The organism is Roseovarius sp., from assembly GCF_048262375.1.
Taxonomy (GTDB): Bacteria; Pseudomonadota; Alphaproteobacteria; order Rhodobacterales; family Rhodobacteraceae; genus Roseovarius.
In genome coordinates this window covers 13,979-29,911 of the sequence record NZ_JBLXFE010000026.1, presented here as the reverse complement: position 1 = coordinate 29,911, position 15,933 = coordinate 13,979, and the positions used below count along the sequence as shown (strand labels likewise).

Genomic DNA, 15,933 nt, shown 5'->3' with positions numbered 1-15,933 from the left:
GCCGCACGGCTGGCCGCCATGCCCAATGTGCGCCTCATGACCCGCACCACCGTGCTCGGAGCGTTCGATCATGGCATCTATGGCGCGCTTGAGCGCGTGAGCGATCACCTGCCCGTCCCCCCGGAGGGCAAGCCGCGCCAGATCCTCTGGCGCATCTATTCCGCCCGCGCCATCCTCGCCGCCGGGGCCACAGAACGCCCTATCGTGTTCGAGAATAACGACCGGCCCGGCATCATGCTGGCGGGTGCCTTGCGTGCCTATGCCAATCGCTGGGCGGCAACCCCGGCACAGGACATCGCCGTTTTCACCAACAATGACGACGGCCACCGCACCGCTATCGACCTCGCGGCCAAGGGCGTGACCGTGACCGCCGTAATCGACACCCGCCCCGACGCCCCCAAGGGTCAGGGCTATGAGGTCATCGCAGGCGGCACCGTCACCAACACCGCCGGGCGTCTTGGCCTGACCCAGATCGAGGTGACGGACGCGCGCGGCAACCGCCGTATGATCAAATGCGGCGCGCTTGGCGTCTCGGGCGGCTGGAACCCGAACGTGAGCCTCACCTGCCATCAGCGCGGTCGTCCGACATGGAACACCGATATTCACGCCTTTGTTCCCGGTGGCACCCTGCCCGAGGGCATGATTGTGGCCGGGGCCGCCAACGGCCTCTTCTCAACCCATACCGCCCTGACCTCGGGCACTGACACCGCCGCCGGCATCGCCGCCGACCTTGGACGCACCGCTTTGCGGCCTGACCTGCCAAAGGCCGAGGATGCGCCGCTGTCCATCTCTCCCTTCTGGCACGTCCAAGGTGCCAAACGGGCGTGGGTCGATCAACAGAACGACGTGACCGCCAAGGATGTCAAACTGGCGCATCAGGAAAATTTCGTCTCGGTTGAACATCTCAAACGTTACACCACCCTTGGCATGGCCACCGATCAGGGCAAGACCTCGAACATCGCCGGCATGGCGATCATGGCCGAAGTCGCGGGCAAATCCATCCCCGAGGTGGGCACCACCATGTTCCGTCCGCCTTATACCCCGACCGCCATCGGCGCGCTTGCGGGGCGCTCTCGCGGTGTGGATTTCCGCCCCACCCGCAAAACCCCCAGCCATTTCTGGGCCGAGGAACAGGGCGCCGTGTTTGTCGAGGTCGGCATGTGGCTGCGCGCGCAATGGTTCCCACAGGCGGGAGAAACCCATTGGCGTCAGAGCGTGGACCGCGAAGTCCTGCAAACCCGCCGCTCGGTCGGCATCTGCGATGTGACCACGCTGGGCAAAATCGACGTGCAAGGAACCGACGCGGCCGCCTTCCTCAACATGATCTACTGCAACGCCTTCGCCAAGCTGCCGGTGGGCCGCACCCGCTATGGCCTCATGCTGCGCGAGGATGGGATCGCCATGGACGACGGCACCGCCGCGCGTCTGGCCGAGGATCATTTCGTGGTAACAACCACCACCGCCAATGCCGTAACGGTCTATCGGCACATGGAATTCGTGCGCCAATGCCTCTGCCCCGACATGGATGTGCAACTGATCTCAACCACCGAGGCCTGGGCGCAATTCTCGGTCGCGGGCCCCAATGCCCGCAAGCTCCTGCAAAAGGTGGTGGATCCCGAATTCGACCTCTCGAACGAGGGCTTTCCCTTCATGGCCTGCGGTGAAATCACCGTCTGCGGCGGCTTGCCCGCGCGCCTCTTCCGCATCTCTTTCTCGGGCGAGCTGGCCTATGAAATCGCGGTGCCTACGCGCTACGGCGATGCCATGATCCGCCGCTTGATGGAGGCGGGGCGCGAATTCGACGTGGTGCCCTATGGCACAGAGGCGCTCGGCGTCATGCGCATCGAAAAAGGCCACGCAGCCGGCAACGAGCTGAACGGCACCACCACAGCGCTCAACCTCGGCATGGGCAAGATGGTCTCTGCCAACAAGGATTCCATCGGTGCGGTCCTGTCACGCCGTGAGGGTCTGAACACACCGGACGCGCTGCGCCTTGTCGGTCTGCGCCCGGTGGATCACAGCAAACCTGTTCCCGCCGGTTCCCACCTGATGACACGCGGCAGCCCGGTGGATGCGGCACACGATCAGGGCTACGTCACCTCGGCCTGCTATTCGCCCAATCTGGGCCATGCCGTCGCATTGGCCTTCCTCAAATCCGGGGATACGCGCATGGGCGAAACCCTGCGTCTTGTTTCGCCCCTGACCGGCATCGACCATGAGGTCGAGGTGGTTAGTGCCCATTTCGTCGATCCAGAAGGAGAGCGCCTCCGTGCATGATCTTGTCGCCATCACCCCGCTGGGGGCTATCCGTCCCCGTGTCGACAGCCACGGCCCGGTCACACTGACCGAGGTCACGGACCGCGCCTTTGCCTCCGTCGCCGCGCGCGTTGGGCATGAAACGCAGACCGCCGCCCTTGTGACGACCCTGACCGACGCCCCTGCCCCCGGCCCGGCCCGCATGGGTGGTGAATCCGTCTCCGCCTTTTGGATGGGCCCCGACCAGTGGATGATCACAGCTCCGCTCGACACCCACGAGGATCTGGCCCGACAGATCGCGGTGCAGGCCAAGGGTGCGGCCAGCATCACCGACCAGACCGGCGCATGGTGCCGCTTTGATCTCACCGGCGATGGGCTGACCGATGTCTTTGAACGGCTCACCAATGCCAATACCCGTGCCTTCACCGGCGGTGAGGCGCAGCGTGCCGCGATTGAGCACATGGGCTGCTTCCTGCTCTGCCACAACCCGCGCCATATCTCGGTGATCGGCCCCCGGTCGTCAGCCGGATCGCTGCATCATGCGCTGCTGACCGCGATACGCTCGGCGCATTAAACCACGGCTAGTGCCCGATGCGGGGCTCCTAAGGGGGATTTCGCATCGGGTAGAATTCTTGTGAATTGAGGTCTGAGTTTCAGCGGCGCGACCCGGAGCGTTGGGCTTGTGATCAAAGAGAGCTTTCCAGACATTGCCGCAGTGCGACAGGCCAAGCTCAGACCGAAGGCACGGGCAAGTTGCCCTTGACCCGCGTCAGGTTGATCCGCTGGCGATCCTCGCGCGGCGAGATACCAAAGGCATCCCGGTAGTGCCGCACTAAAACCTTGGAACTGGCATAGCCCACCGCTTCGGCAATCTGCGCCATCGTATCGTTTGAATACATCACGATCTGCCGCGCCGCCTTCATCCGCATCGCCCGATAATAACTGGTCGGGTTCTGCCCTGTCGCTCGTTTGAAACTGCGCTCCAAATGCCGAGGCGTAATTCCCAGATCCTCGGCCACTTCTGCCATTGAGACCGGAGCAGACATATGCGCCGCCATGAGATCCATCGCCCGCGCCACGATTGGCGGCAAATCCGTCTGCTTTGCTCCCGCGCCCAAGACCGGCACCATCTGCTGCACCCCCGCCTTGCGCATCATCGGATGCTGGAACCAACAGGCAACCTCGGTCGCGATTTCCGCGCCAAGGGCGGTCTCGACCATATGCAACGCCAGATCGAACGCCGCGGCCGCCCCCGAAGCAGTCACACAGCGCGGCGTGATTTCAATCACCTGATCCGACGCGGGCACGCCCGGAAACTCGGTGAGAAACGCCGCCTCGTAACACCAATGCACCGACAGGGCGACATCTGCGACCGCCCCGCTGCGCAACAGCGGAAACACCCCGCCACTGATCGCACCCAGCACCGTTCCATGCCGTGCCACCCGGCGCAAATGCGCCGGCGAGCGGGCATCCGCAAAGGCGCTGGTTGGTGCCGAGAGCAGCAAAAGGTAATCACAATCTCCGGTATCTTCCAAACTTCGGCTCGGTTCGAATGCGATTCCGGCGCTCGACATCACGCGCTCCGCGCCTTCGGCAATCAAGTCCCAAGCAAAGGTGTACTGCCCCGAGATCTCATTGGCCGCCCGCAACGGCTCTATCACCGAGGTCAGGCAAGACATTGGAAACCCGGGAAATATCAGGAACCCAATCCTGATCACGCGCTGTGGCATCTGTGACGACCTCTTGTCTGAACCTTACATGCCGCTATGTAACATTTTCCACTTGGGAAAAAATTATGCAATATGGTGAAGAGTACAACGAAAAACACAGAACAATCTGGCATTTTGAAACCACCCGGCCTAAATCTGAGAGGAAAGCAATGAGCATCATGGACGCCGCAAAATTGGTAAAACTGACTCAGGATCCTCATAAACTGCGGGATGAGCGCGAAAAAGTGCTCGAGGTCGCCATCGGCCGCGAGGTGCGCGCCTATCGCAAACAACAGAACATCACGGTCGCAGAACTGTCGACGATGACCGATCTCTCCATCGGGATGCTCTCCAAAATCGAAAACGGCAATACCTCGCCGTCGCTGACCACGCTTCAGACTCTGGCCAACGCGCTCTCGGTTCCGCTGACTGCGTTTTTCAAGGAATATGAGGAGCGCCGTGAGGCGGTCCACACCAAGGCCGGTCAGGGCGTCGAGATTGAGCGCGCCGGCACCCGCGCTGGCCATCAATACAATCTTCTGGGCCATATCGGATCAAACAGCAGCGGCGTTATCGTCGAGCCCTATCTTATCGTCCTCAACTCCGAGTCCGACACGTTCAAGGTTTTTCAGCATGACGGAATCGAGATGATCTACATGCTCGAAGGTGAAGTGGGCTATCGCCATGGCAACGAGACCTACCACCTAACCCCCGGCGACACGCTGTTTTTCGACGCCGACTCGCCGCATGGGCCGGATCAGTTGATCCGCTTCCCGATCCGCTATCTCTCCATCATCAGCTATCCGCAAAAGAGCTGACGCCGGGCGCACAACACGCAGACCCGAACGTCACCTCTTCCAAGAAAATTTAAAATTTTCTTGCCCGGAATTTTTTCAAAATTCCGATGCTCAAGCTGCGCCTCACTTCTGCAACGGCGGCTCCGTGTCCAGATCCGGCCAGACACCGGGGCTGGTCGGCAGGCCATCGTCAAACCGGCTCAGATATTCGACCATCAGCGGACGATTGGCGATAAACCCCTTATAGGTCGCCAGTTCCTCCGGCAGGTCACGCACGACCCGGTGCAACCGGCGGCCCCATTTCGGTACGCTCACCACATCCTGAAACGCGATCAGATAGCATCGAATCGGAAACAGCAGCGCATTCGAGCGCGGCAGCCGGTAAAACGTCTGCAACTCCACCCGCAAATGCTGTTTCGCACCGATGTTCTCTGGCGTCAGCGTGGTCTTTTGCACGCCCCATTTGTGATAATTCTCGGGGCTGGTATCCAAGAGTGGATTGACCGTCATCGTCCAGTTCAGCCGCCGTGCGGGCGCTCCCTGCTGCACATTGAGCAGGAATTTCAGCGCGCGCTGGAAAATCCCCATCTCATGCGCCAAGGGCACCGGCGCGTGCCATTCAAAGAAATTCATGCCGATGTCGAAATCGAGCGACCAGTCGGCCTGCGTGGTGATCATCCCCGCATCCATCCACAGCATCTCGTCGCGCTGATCGAGCACCGCATAATCGCCCTGCGTTTGCCGCGTGATATACTCCAGCGGCCCGCAAGGCAGCGTGGTTTCATCAAGAAAGGTAAAACTCAGGTCGATCCCCATCGGCTTGTTGATCCACCGCCAATGATTGCCATCCCGATGCAATTCAAAGAGGTCCGGGTAATCCTCCGACTTGCAGGTCATGATGAGTTCGAGTGTATCCCACCCCGCCAGCGTCATATGCGGCAGTGACTGACAGCGCAGCGGATCATCCGCCAGCACCAGCGCCCGGTCAGCCATCTCCGACAGGTAATGCTCGTCCACATCGAACCGCTTTTCATAGACCGACCCCGCAGGCCCGCCGCGATGCTGCTCCATGTTGACCGAATACATATAGCTGTCTTCGTGGAAGGGGAACGGAAACCGCTTGATCGCCCAGGGCGAATTGCGGAACGAATAATCGTCGCGGAACGTCTCTTTGTTGAACTGAATGGTCATCTCGCGTGCCCCCTTACCGGTCCAGAACCAGCGTCTTGCCAATGAAACGGCTGACGCAAGGCATGATTTTCTTGCCGCTGGCGTGCTCTGCATCGTCCAGCCAGTGATCGCGGTGGACGATCTCACCGTCCAACTCGACCACATCGGTCTCGCATTGGCCGCAGGCCCCGCCCCGACACAGGAACGGCGCATCAATGCCCGCCCGCTCGATAGCTTCCAGCAGGCTCTCATGCTCGGCCACCTGAATGACCACATCCGATTTGCACAGCCGCACCTCAAAAGGGACGCCGGGCTGTGGCGCAAGGAATTCCTCCGAATGCACCACCTCATCCGGCCAGCCATGCTCGGCAGCGCGGGTCTTGACCCAATTAATCATCCCTTTGGGACCGCAGACATAGATATGCGTGCCCAACGGCTGACCACTCAGCAGATCATCCAGCGGGATCGCCTGCTCCTGATCGTCGTAATAGACATGCGTCTTGTTCGGATACCGGCCCCGCAGATCGTCGACATAAGACCCGAGCGCCGCGTTGCGGCAGGCATAGTGCAATTCCCAATTGCCGTTGGATTGCTCCAACTGCGCGATCATCGCCATGAAAGGCGTGATGCCAATGCCACCGGCAAAGAACACATGCTTGCGCGCGCGCAGGTCCAACGGAAACAGATTGACAGGATAGGTGATGGTCATCGCATCGCCCACCTTGACGCGGCGATGCATAAAGAGCGAGCCACCGCGCCCCTCGTCATCGCGCCGCACTGAAATGGCATAGAGCGAGCGATCACCGGGGTCAGACATCAGCGAATAAGGGTTAAGCCGCGTGCGCCCCTCGTCATGCATTTCAACCACAGTATGCGCGCCCGCCGAAAAAGGCGGAAACTCTGCGCCATCCGGCCGGCGGAATTCGAACCGCGTCACCAATTCATTCACCGGCACTACGGCGGCGACGACCACCTCGATCTTTTCAGCCCCGGCGCGGGCTTTCTGGGGGGCGGCGCTCATGAGTACAGCTCCTGTGCGGGGGGGACGTTTCCAGGGTCTTCTGCGTCAATGCACACCCCCTGAAAGGCCGCCAGCCTGCGCGAATAGTGGTCGCGCACAAAAAGGTTCAAACCGCAATGCGAGCAGACAAAAGGATCTGTGGTCACATCCTCGGTGATCCCCTTGCAATGCACGCATTGCATCCGCCGCGCGGTCGACCCGCGATGCTCAGTCTGAATGGCGCTGTGTGGAATGCCAGCCGTCACCGCCTCATTCATCGCCTGCCCCATCAGCCCCTCGGTGCCGGCCAGATAGACCTGCAACCCCATATGCGCATCCAACAGCACCCGGCGCAGGCGCTGCACCGATGCGGCATAGCTCGGCCCGATATAGAGCTGCGCCGGACCCGCCGCGCGCAGCTTCTCCACATAGGTCTCGCCGGTCCCCTTCGGGATATAGAGGATATGCGCCTTGGCCATCAGCCCCGCATCCTGCGCAGCCAGGTCAAGCAGCGCCTCGGCCCCTTCGGCATCAGCGATCATCAGATGCGCCTTGCCCGGTCGCGGGGCCAATGTGCCATAGACCGGGCGGCTGGTGATACTCTCCGGAAACTGGAATTTCGACATCTTCGCGTCTGCTCCCTTTCGCGTCATTAGAGCCAAAGGCCCGAAGGCCAAGGGGTTACCCCTTGGCCGCGCGGATTACTTTTTCCTTGTCATAGAACGGCATTTCCTCGGCCACGCAGGAAACCTCGGTGCCATCGGAATTGCGCACGCTCATCTTGGTGCCCGGCACTGCGCAATCAACCGGCATGCGGGCGATACCCACATTATGTCCGTTGAGATTGGAATTCATCCCAAAGGTCACGACCCCTACAACCTCTCCATCCTTGAGCAGCGGCGCGCCCATGTCTGCGGGTTTCTTGCCTTCCAGCCGCACGCCGTAGATCTTGAACCGCTCACGCCCCTTGAGCGCATAGTGGTTTTCCGACCCACGGAACCCGGTTTTTCCGGGTGACACGGTGAAATCCAGCCCCAGTTCCCAGAGTGTGTCACCACACAAATCATCCTTGAACGGAAAGGTTTCTGAATTGTCGCCCGGATAGAACAACAGATAGCTCTCGGTGCGCAACAGATCGAGCGTCGAGAATTGCACCGGCACGATGCCCATATCCTTGCCCTGCTCCAGAATCTGATCCCAGATCTGAATGGCATGCCGCGCCTGACAGAAAATCTCATAGCCGCGCTCGCCGGTGTACCCGGTGCGCGAAATCATCACCGGCAGACCAAAGAGCTTGGTTTGCAGAATGCCAAAATAGGCCAGATTGCGAATCCCCGGCACATGCTTTTCCAGAAAATCCACCGCAACTGGCCCCTGCAGGGACATGTCGTGCAGATCGTCGTCAAAAATCATCGCCACGTTCTTGCCATAGGCCGCCATCGCCAGCGACTCGTGGCCCGTTCCGGTGCCATGCACGACCATCCAGTGATTGACCGAGAGCCGGTAAATAACGCAATCGTCAAGGAATTTTCCCGCGTCATTGAGCATGCAGGCATAGACCGCGCGGCCCGGCATGATCTTATCGACATTACGGGTGGTGGCGCGGTCGATCACCGCCGCCGCATGCGGCCCTACCAGATGGACTTTCTTGAGGCCAGACACATCCATCAGACCCGCTTTGGTACGCACCGCCAGATAATCGGCCTCGGCCCGTTCGTCGGTCTCGTCGTAAAACCAAGCGGTCCCCATGCCGTTCCAGTCGGTCAACTCGCCGCCGATCTCGGTATGACGCGGTGCGAGGGCAGATGTTCTGTAGATGATGGCCATGGCCGGCTCCCTGTCTGTGTTGTGTTTGACGATATTCAGACCCAAGTTTTCTCAGAAAGCAAGATTTTCATGCAACTTTTTTTCCTGAGAGGCAATTTATTGCACTCACCCTTTCAACCAAGTGCCTGTTTTTTACAAAAACTCTTCAAAACTGATGTTTCACCGCTCGCTTAAGAAGCCGCACATCTCAACCGCAGCCCGGACATTTTTTTAAATTTTGAATTGACAGATCGGTAAAAACAAACACCCAATACTCATTAAAAAAATATTCCCCTTAGGCAAAACAACGAAACGTCGCGCCAAGCCAAAAGCTGTCACGACAATGACACGGCGGCTTCGATGACGACGAGAACAACCAACATGGAGCGGAACAGCGATGTCTAATCTCACCGAAGCCGGCAGCCCCGGAAGCGGCAATCTCAAAAGAGCAATTGGCTGGAAAGACGCCTTCTGGATGGCCTCCGGCGTGCCTGCACTCGTGCTTTTCTCAATCGGGGGCATTGCCGCCACAATCGGAAGCCCGTCATGGCTCATCTGGATGTTGTCCGTGGCCTTCGGATTTATGCAAGCCTTCGTTTACGCCGAAATCGCGGGCCTGTTTCCCAACAAATCAGGGGGCGCGTCGATTTACGGGGCCTCGGCTTGGGTCCGGTATTCCAAGGTCATCGCGCCGCTCTCAGTATGGTGCAACTGGCTGGCGTGGACGCCGGTGCTCGCCATTGGCGGCGGATTGGCGGCGGGATATATCCTGACCTCCTTTTTCGGCGCGGATGCAGCCATAAACTCTTGGGAAATCACCCTATTGAACCTCGATTTCCTGAATGAGGGGCTGACACTCAGAATCAATTCCACCTCAATCGTCGGCACCGGCATCCTGCTGTGCGTCTTCGTCGCACAACACAAAGGCATTTCGCAGGCCGCAAAACTGCAAACCATCATCGGCCTGGCGGTCTTGGTTCCGCTACTGATCGTGGGTGTGGTCCCGCTGCTGACGGGGGATGTGCTCGCCGCAAACCTGACCCCCATCGTTCCCATTTCTGGCTCTTGGAATATCGAGGGCACGACCCTCTTCCTTGGCGGTTTGTTCATCGCCGCATGGTCCGCCTACGCCTTCGAAACTGCGATCTGCTACACCAGTGAGTTCCGCGATCCGCAAAGGGACACAGTGCGCGCCATTCTGGCTGCGGGCGTTGTCTGCATCGTGATCTACACGCTCGTGCCGCTCAGCTTTCAGGGGGTTCTGGGTGTCGATGGCATGTTGGAGCCGGGAATCGTTGATGGCTCAGCCGTTGGCGGTGCGATGGCAAGCATGGTGGGCGGCGGCTCGATCATTGCCAATATCATGGTCGTGATGCTGCTCCTGGCGCTGATCCTCGCGATCATGACATCCATGGCGGGGTCATCCCGGACATTGTATCAGGGTTCGGTCGATGGCTGGCTCCCCAAATTCCTGTCACGCACCAACGATCATGGCGCACCCGTTGCGGGCATGTGGACCGACCTCGGCTTCAATCTGATTCTTCTTTTGATGTCGGATTATCTCTTTGTCCTCGCCGTCTCGAACTGCTGCTATCTGGTCTTCAATTACCTCAACCTGCATTCCGGCTGGATGCACAGAATCGATCATGCCGAAGCACATCGTCCCTGGAAGGCGCCCACAATCATGCTCTGGATCGGTGGCGGACTGGCCTTTGTCAACGCGGTTCTCCTCGGGGCCGGGGCAAATGTCTGGGGTGAAGGCACGCTGCGGTCGGCCCTGATCGCCATGGCGCTGATTCTGCCGGTGTTCTGGTATCGCCATTATGTCACCGACAAGGGCAAGTTTCCCGCCACCATGCTCGAGGATCTCTCGGTTGGTAAAATGGACGACCTGTCCGTCCGCAAGGCAGGCATACTGCCTTACCTCACACTCGGTGCCGGTGTGATCGTGGTTATCATCTCGAACCAGATCTTCCATCTCTGAACACCCTAGGATGCCGCGCAATGCATGGGCCCCAGCCCATGGCGCGGCATCCTCACCTTAGCCCCCCCGAACACGCCACAATGCAAGCCCTGCGTTGCCGCTCTAGGCCGCGCGCTGAAGCCTGTTTGATGGAGCAAAAAATTGCCCTTCAGGAAATTTTTTTTCCTTGCAGTTCAAACCCGGAAGTGTCAAATTGAGTCGGGAACAGGCGCCTCTGTGCGCAATAACTTAAGTGGAGCAAACGCAAATGTGCGGGATTGTCGGACTTTTCCTGAAAGACAAAGCACTTGAACCCCAGCTTGGTAGCATGCTGACGGATATGTTGATCACCATGACGGACCGTGGGCCCGACAGCGCCGGGATTGCCATCTATGGCGCGGCGCATCCGGGCCATGCGAAACTGACCATCCAGTCAGATTCGGCAGCCAAGGATTTTGACGGGCTGGCAGACCGCCTCTCGTCCGAGATCGGCGCAACCGTCACCCTCACCCGCAAGGACACCCATGCGGTGCTGGATTTCCCCGCTGACAAGGCCGCCGAGACACGCGCCGCCCTTGACAGCATCGCCCCCGGCATCCGCGTCATGTCCGCCGGTGAAAGCATTGAGATTTATAAAGAAGTCGGCCTACCCAAAGACGTGGCCGCCCGCTTTGACATCTCCTCAATGAGCGGCAGCCACGGCATCGGTCATACCCGCATGGCCACCGAATCGGCCGTGACCACCATGGGCGCGCACCCGTTCAACACCGGGTCCGATCAGTGCCTCGTGCACAACGGCTCGCTCTCGAACCACAACTCGCTGCGCCGCAAACTGCTGCGCGAAGGCGTGCGGATCGAGACCCAGAACGACACCGAAGTGGCCGCCGCCTATCTCACTTGGAAGATGCGCGAAGGTGCAACCTTGGGTGAAGCGCTGGAAAGCTCGCTCGTTGATCTCGACGGCTTCTTCACCTTCGTTGTCGGCACCGAGGACGGCTTTGGCGTGGTGCGTGATCCCATCGCCTGCAAACCCGCCGTCATGGCCGAAACCGATCAATACGTCGCCTTTGGCAGCGAATATCGCGCGCTTGTGAACCTGCCCGGCATCGAAGACGCCCGCGTCTGGGAACCCGAGCCCGCAACCGTCTATTTCTGGAAGCACTGATATGCAGACATTTGACCTTGCAGCCGAAGGGCTGCGCAGCCTCAACGCCACTCTTCAGGCGCAAGCCACCGACACAAACCAGACCAGCTGGGATGTCGTCAACCCGCGTGGCAGCCACGCCATAGCCGTGGGCCTCGATGCGCCGATCGAAGTGCATGTCAAAGGCTCAACCGGCTATTACTGTGCCGGCATGAACAAACAGGCCACCGTGCATGTGCATGGCTCTGCAGGTCCGGGTGTGGCCGAGAATATGATGAGCGGCACCGTGATCGTTGAAGGCGACGCCAGCCAATATGCCGGTGCCACCGGCAATGGTGGAACGCTGATCATCAAGGGCAATGCCTCGTCGCGCTGCGGTATCTCGATGAAAGGCATCGACATCATCGTGCATGGCAACATCGGCCATATGTCCGCCTTCATGGCACAATCGGGCAATCTGGTTGTCTGTGGCGATGCGGGTGATGCGCTTGGCGACAGCCTTTATGAGGCGCGGCTTTTCGTGCGCGGCTCGGTAAAATCGCTGGGGGCGGATTGCATCGAAAAGGAAATGCGCTCCGAACATCTGGAAATCCTTGCCGAATTGCTGGAACGTGGCGGCTGTGATGCCCGCCCTGAAGAGTTCAAGCGCTACGGCTCGGCACGCCAACTCTACAACTTTAAACCTGACAACGCATACTGAGGGCTCAGCACATGAAAGACGAGACCCACGGCGCTCCGCGCACCATGCCGATCCAATCGGCAACCTTTTCGCAGTCGATCAATGCTGAAATCCGCCGCGCGGCGGCCACCGGCATCTACGACATTCGCGGCGGCGGCGCCAAACGCAAAGTGCCGCATTTCGACGATCTGCTGTTTCTCGGCGCGTCGATTTCACGCTACCCGCTCGAAGGCTACCGCGAGCGTTGCGACACTTCGGTGACGCTTGGCACCCGCTTTGCCAAGAACCCTATTCAGCTTGATATCCCGATCACCATCGCGGGCATGAGCTTTGGCGCGCTCTCGGGCCCGGCCAAAGAGGCTCTGGGGCGCGGCGCCACCCTTGCTGGCACCTCGACCACCACCGGCGACGGTGGCATGACCCAAGAGGAACGTGGCCATTCCAAGAAACTGATCTATCAATACCTGCCCTCACGCTATGGCATGAACCCCGACGATCTGCGTCGCGCCGATGCGATCGAAGTGGTCGTGGGTCAGGGTGCCAAACCCGGCGGCGGCGGTATGCTGCTCGGGCAGAAAATCTCGGACCGCGTCGCACAGATGCGCAACCTGCCCAAGGGCATCGACCAGCGCTCGGCTTGCCGTCACCCCGACTGGACTGGCCCGGATGATCTGGAAATCAAATTGCTGGAACTGCGCGAGATCACCGGCTGGCGGGTGCCGATCTATATCAAGGTTGGCGGCGCACGCCCCTATTTCGACACCACACTGGCGGTCAAGGCCGGGGCTGATGTGGTCGTGCTCGACGGCATGCAGGGCGGGACAGCGGCGACACAGGACGTGTTCATCGAACATGTCGGCCAGCCTATTCTTGCCTGTATCCGCGAGGCGGTGCGCGCACTTCAGGATCTGGGCATGCACCGCGAAGTGCAACTCATCGTATCAGGTGGCGTCCGCACCGGCGCAGATGTGGCCAAATGCATGGCGCTTGGCGCGGATGCGGTGGCCATCGGCACCGCCGCTCTGATCGCGCTTGGCGACAATGACCCCAAATGGGAGGCCGAGTATAACAAGCTTGGTACCACCGCAGGGGCCTATGACGACTGGCACGAGGGCAAGGATCCGACGGGCATCACCACTCAGGACCCGGAATTGATGAAACGTTTCGACCCCATCGAAGGCGGGCGGCGTCTCAACAACTACCTCAAGGTGATGACGCTCGAGGCCCAGACCATCGCCCGTGCCTGCGGCAAGAGCCACCTGCACAACCTCGAACCCGAGGACCTCTGCGCGGTGACGATGGAGGCCGCTGCCATGGCAAAGGTACCGCTCGCAGGCACCGACTGGTGGCCCGGCAAGCCCGGCACCAGCTTCTGATACCCTATCTGGCGTGGCTCTTACCGGGCCACGCCGCTCCATATTCGACAACACATGACAACAGGGACCTAGAAAATGACCAGTGATCTGGCGAAATTTGCCAAGGACAAGGGCGTAAAATACTTCATGATTTCCTACACCGACCTGTTCGGTGGACAGCGCGCCAAGCTGGTGCCGGCGCAGGCAATTGCCGATATGCAAGAGGATGGTGCCGGTTTCGCGGGCTTTGCCACTTGGCTCGATCTCACGCCCGCGCATCCTGACATGCTTGCGGTGCCCGATCCCTCTTCGGTGATTCAACTGCCGTGGCAGCGCGATGTGGCCTGGGTTGCTGCCAACTGCGTGATGGACGGCAAGGACCTGGCCCAAGCACCGCGCAACGTGCTGCGCCGGCTGATTGCCGAGGCCGCGGCCGAAGGCATGCATGTCAAAACCGGCATCGAGGCCGAATTCTTCCTGCTGACCCCCGAGGGCGATCAGGTCAGTGACCCCTACGACACCGGCGGCAAGCCCTGCTATGACCAGCAGGCCGTGATGCGCCGCTATGACGTGGTGCGCGAGATCTGTGACTACATGCTCGAACTGGGCTGGGAACCCTATCAGAACGACCACGAGGACGCGAATGGCCAGTTCGAGATGAACTGGAAATACGACGACGCGCTGGTCACCGCTGACAAGCATTCCTTCTTCAAGTTCATGACCCGGTCGATTGCCGAAAAGCACGGCTACCGCGCCACCTTCATGCCCAAACCGATCGAGGGCATGACCGGCAACGGCTGTCACGCGCATATCTCGGTCTGGGATGGTCCGGGCGACAAGGCCAAGACCAACGTGTTCGCAGGCAAGGGCGAAGGGCAAACCGGTGAAGTGGGCCTGTCAGAGCGCGGTAAGCACTTCCTCGGCGGCATCATGAAACACGCGAGCGCGCTCGCGGCAATCACCAACCCGACCGTCAACAGCTACAAGCGGATCAATGCGCCGCGCACCATTTCGGGGGCCACATGGGCACCCAATTCGGTGACATGGACCGGCAACAACCGCACCCATATGGTGCGCGTCCCCGGCCCCGGGCGGTTTGAGCTGCGCCTGCCCGACGGTGCGGTCAATCCCTACCTCTTGCAGGCGGTGATCATCGCGGCCGGTCTGTCCGGCATCCGCTCCAAGGCCGATCCGGGCAAGCGCCACGACATCGACATGTATGCCGATGGCCACAAGGTGCGCGGCGCACCCAAGCTGCCGCTCAACATGCTCGACGCGCTGCGCGAATATGACAAGGACAAGGAACTCAAGGCGACGATGGGCGATGATTTCTCAGCCGCCTACCTCAAGTTGAAACGGCAGGAATGGAATTCCTTTGTCAGCCATTTCACCAAATGGGAACGCGACAACACGCTCGACATCTGAGCGCAGTTGAAATTTCCAAAGAAACCCGCGCGCGGTGTCGCGCGGGTTTCTCTGTTGCGGATGTTACGATAAGGAAAGGGCCAATGTGGTCTGAAACCGACATTGACCCCAAATGATGAGCTGCGCGCAAGCGCTTGCGACCAAGCTCAACCCAAGACCTGTCTCACCCCCCGGACACCGGGCACCCTTGCCCCAGCTGCGTGGCCTCTTCGCGCCAATCCGGCACCTCGTTAATCAGCATATGCGCCGCCCGATTCAGCGTGGCGCGAAACCGCTCCACCACTGGTCCTTCCATGCGCTCTTCGCGCAAAGCCGCGTCAAAGGTCTCCAACCACATGGTCACATCGGCCTGCCGGATCGGCACATGCGCATGAATTTCGCGCAAGTCCATATGCCCGAACCGTTCCCGGTAATAGGCGCGCCCCCCCAGAAATCCCGACAGGAATTCAAACTGCGTCTGCCGCGTATGCTCCAGCCCGTGACCCCGAAAATGCAGGCGGTGCAGCGCATAAACCGCAGGGTCACGCTCCATCCGGTCGTAAAAGGATCGGACCAGATCGCGCAGGCGCTCTTCGCCGCCAATATCCTCAAGGGCTGTACTCATAACCCCCAATCTCCCTGCATTTCAG

14 protein-coding genes are annotated in these 15,933 nt (G+C 60.1%); 8 read left to right on the top strand and 6 right to left on the bottom strand.

From position 1 onward, the window contains the following. On the top strand, window positions 1–2,277 hold a 2,277-nt coding region (locus ACN0SW_RS18010), incomplete at its 5' end, for a glycine cleavage T C-terminal barrel domain-containing protein (protein ID WP_417729315.1). Beyond that, a complete protein-coding gene (locus ACN0SW_RS18005) occupies window positions 2,270–2,830 on the top strand; it encodes a sarcosine oxidase subunit gamma (protein WP_417729314.1) in 561 nt (186 codons plus the stop codon). The genes ACN0SW_RS18010 and ACN0SW_RS18005, both read left to right, overlap by 8 nt. A gap of 157 nt (window positions 2,831–2,987) precedes the next feature. Here the strand turns inward: ACN0SW_RS18005 and ACN0SW_RS18000 are convergent, their stop codons facing one another. Beyond that, window positions 2,988–3,986, bottom strand: a complete 999-nt coding sequence (locus ACN0SW_RS18000) for a GlxA family transcriptional regulator (protein ID WP_417729313.1) — start codon at window positions 3,984–3,986, stop codon at window positions 2,988–2,990. A 149-nt stretch (window positions 3,987–4,135) separates the two neighbouring features. Here ACN0SW_RS18000 and ACN0SW_RS17995 point away from each other — a divergent pair, with 149 nt between their 5' ends. Continuing rightward, the gene (locus ACN0SW_RS17995; RefSeq protein ID WP_417729312.1) at window positions 4,136–4,783 is read left to right on the top strand and encodes a helix-turn-helix domain-containing protein; all 648 of its coding nucleotides are present in this window, start codon (window positions 4,136–4,138) and stop codon (window positions 4,781–4,783) included. Between the two features lie 102 nt (window positions 4,784–4,885). Here ACN0SW_RS17995 and ACN0SW_RS17990 read toward each other — a convergent pair whose 3' ends face one another. The 4 genes from ACN0SW_RS17990 to ACN0SW_RS17975 are packed head-to-tail and all read right to left on the bottom strand — an operon-like array spanning window position 4,886 to window position 8,759. Further along, window positions 4,886–5,953 carry a heme-dependent oxidative N-demethylase family protein gene (locus ACN0SW_RS17990; RefSeq protein WP_417729311.1) on the bottom strand — a complete coding sequence of 356 codons (1,068 nt, stop codon included), beginning with the start codon at window positions 5,951–5,953 and terminating at the stop codon, window positions 4,886–4,888. A gap of 13 nt (window positions 5,954–5,966) precedes the next feature. Beyond that, window positions 5,967–6,953, bottom strand: coding sequence for a PDR/VanB family oxidoreductase (locus ACN0SW_RS17985; RefSeq protein WP_417729310.1), 987 nt, complete (start codon window positions 6,951–6,953; stop codon window positions 5,967–5,969). Next, window positions 6,950–7,585 (bottom strand): dimethylamine monooxygenase subunit DmmA, encoded by a 636-nt coding sequence (gene dmmA, locus ACN0SW_RS17980; protein WP_417729309.1) that lies wholly within the window; start codon window positions 7,583–7,585, stop codon window positions 6,950–6,952. Before dmmA ends, ACN0SW_RS17985 begins: the two co-directional genes overlap by 4 nt. A 28-nt stretch (window positions 7,586–7,613) precedes the next feature. Beyond that, window positions 7,614–8,759, bottom strand: a complete 1,146-nt coding sequence (locus ACN0SW_RS17975; RefSeq protein WP_417729308.1) for an aminomethyltransferase family protein — start codon at window positions 8,757–8,759, stop codon at window positions 7,614–7,616. Between the two features lie 376 nt (window positions 8,760–9,135). Here ACN0SW_RS17975 and ACN0SW_RS17970 point away from each other — a divergent pair, with 376 nt between their 5' ends. From ACN0SW_RS17970 to glnT, 5 genes are all read left to right on the top strand, one after another. Then, on the top strand, window positions 9,136–10,722 hold the full coding sequence (locus tag ACN0SW_RS17970) for an APC family permease (protein WP_417729307.1): 1,587 nt from the start codon (window positions 9,136–9,138) through the stop codon (window positions 10,720–10,722). A 247-nt stretch (window positions 10,723–10,969) separates the two neighbouring features. Beyond that, window positions 10,970–11,866: a class II glutamine amidotransferase gene (locus tag ACN0SW_RS17965; RefSeq protein WP_417729306.1), complete on the top strand. Its 897-nt coding sequence runs from the start codon at window positions 10,970–10,972 to the stop codon at window positions 11,864–11,866. 1 nt (window position 11,867) lies between these two features. Continuing rightward, window positions 11,868–12,545, top strand: a complete 678-nt coding sequence (locus tag ACN0SW_RS17960) for a protein GlxC (protein ID WP_417729305.1) — start codon at window positions 11,868–11,870, stop codon at window positions 12,543–12,545. A gap of 11 nt (window positions 12,546–12,556) precedes the next feature. Next, on the top strand, window positions 12,557–13,900 hold the full coding sequence (locus ACN0SW_RS17955) for an FMN-binding glutamate synthase family protein (protein ID WP_417729304.1): 1,344 nt from the start codon (window positions 12,557–12,559) through the stop codon (window positions 13,898–13,900). Between the two features lie 75 nt (window positions 13,901–13,975). Then, entirely contained in the window at window positions 13,976–15,304 is a 1,329-nt protein-coding gene (glnT, locus tag ACN0SW_RS17950; RefSeq protein ID WP_417729303.1) for a type III glutamate--ammonia ligase, read from the top strand. Between the two features lie 163 nt (window positions 15,305–15,467). On the opposite strand, the gene ACN0SW_RS17945 is transcribed toward glnT, so the two are convergent. Continuing rightward, complete coding sequence (locus ACN0SW_RS17945; protein ID WP_417729302.1) at window positions 15,468–15,908, bottom strand: cyanoglobin; 441 nt, start codon at window positions 15,906–15,908, stop codon at window positions 15,468–15,470. Between the last annotated feature and the right edge of the window lie 25 nt (window positions 15,909–15,933).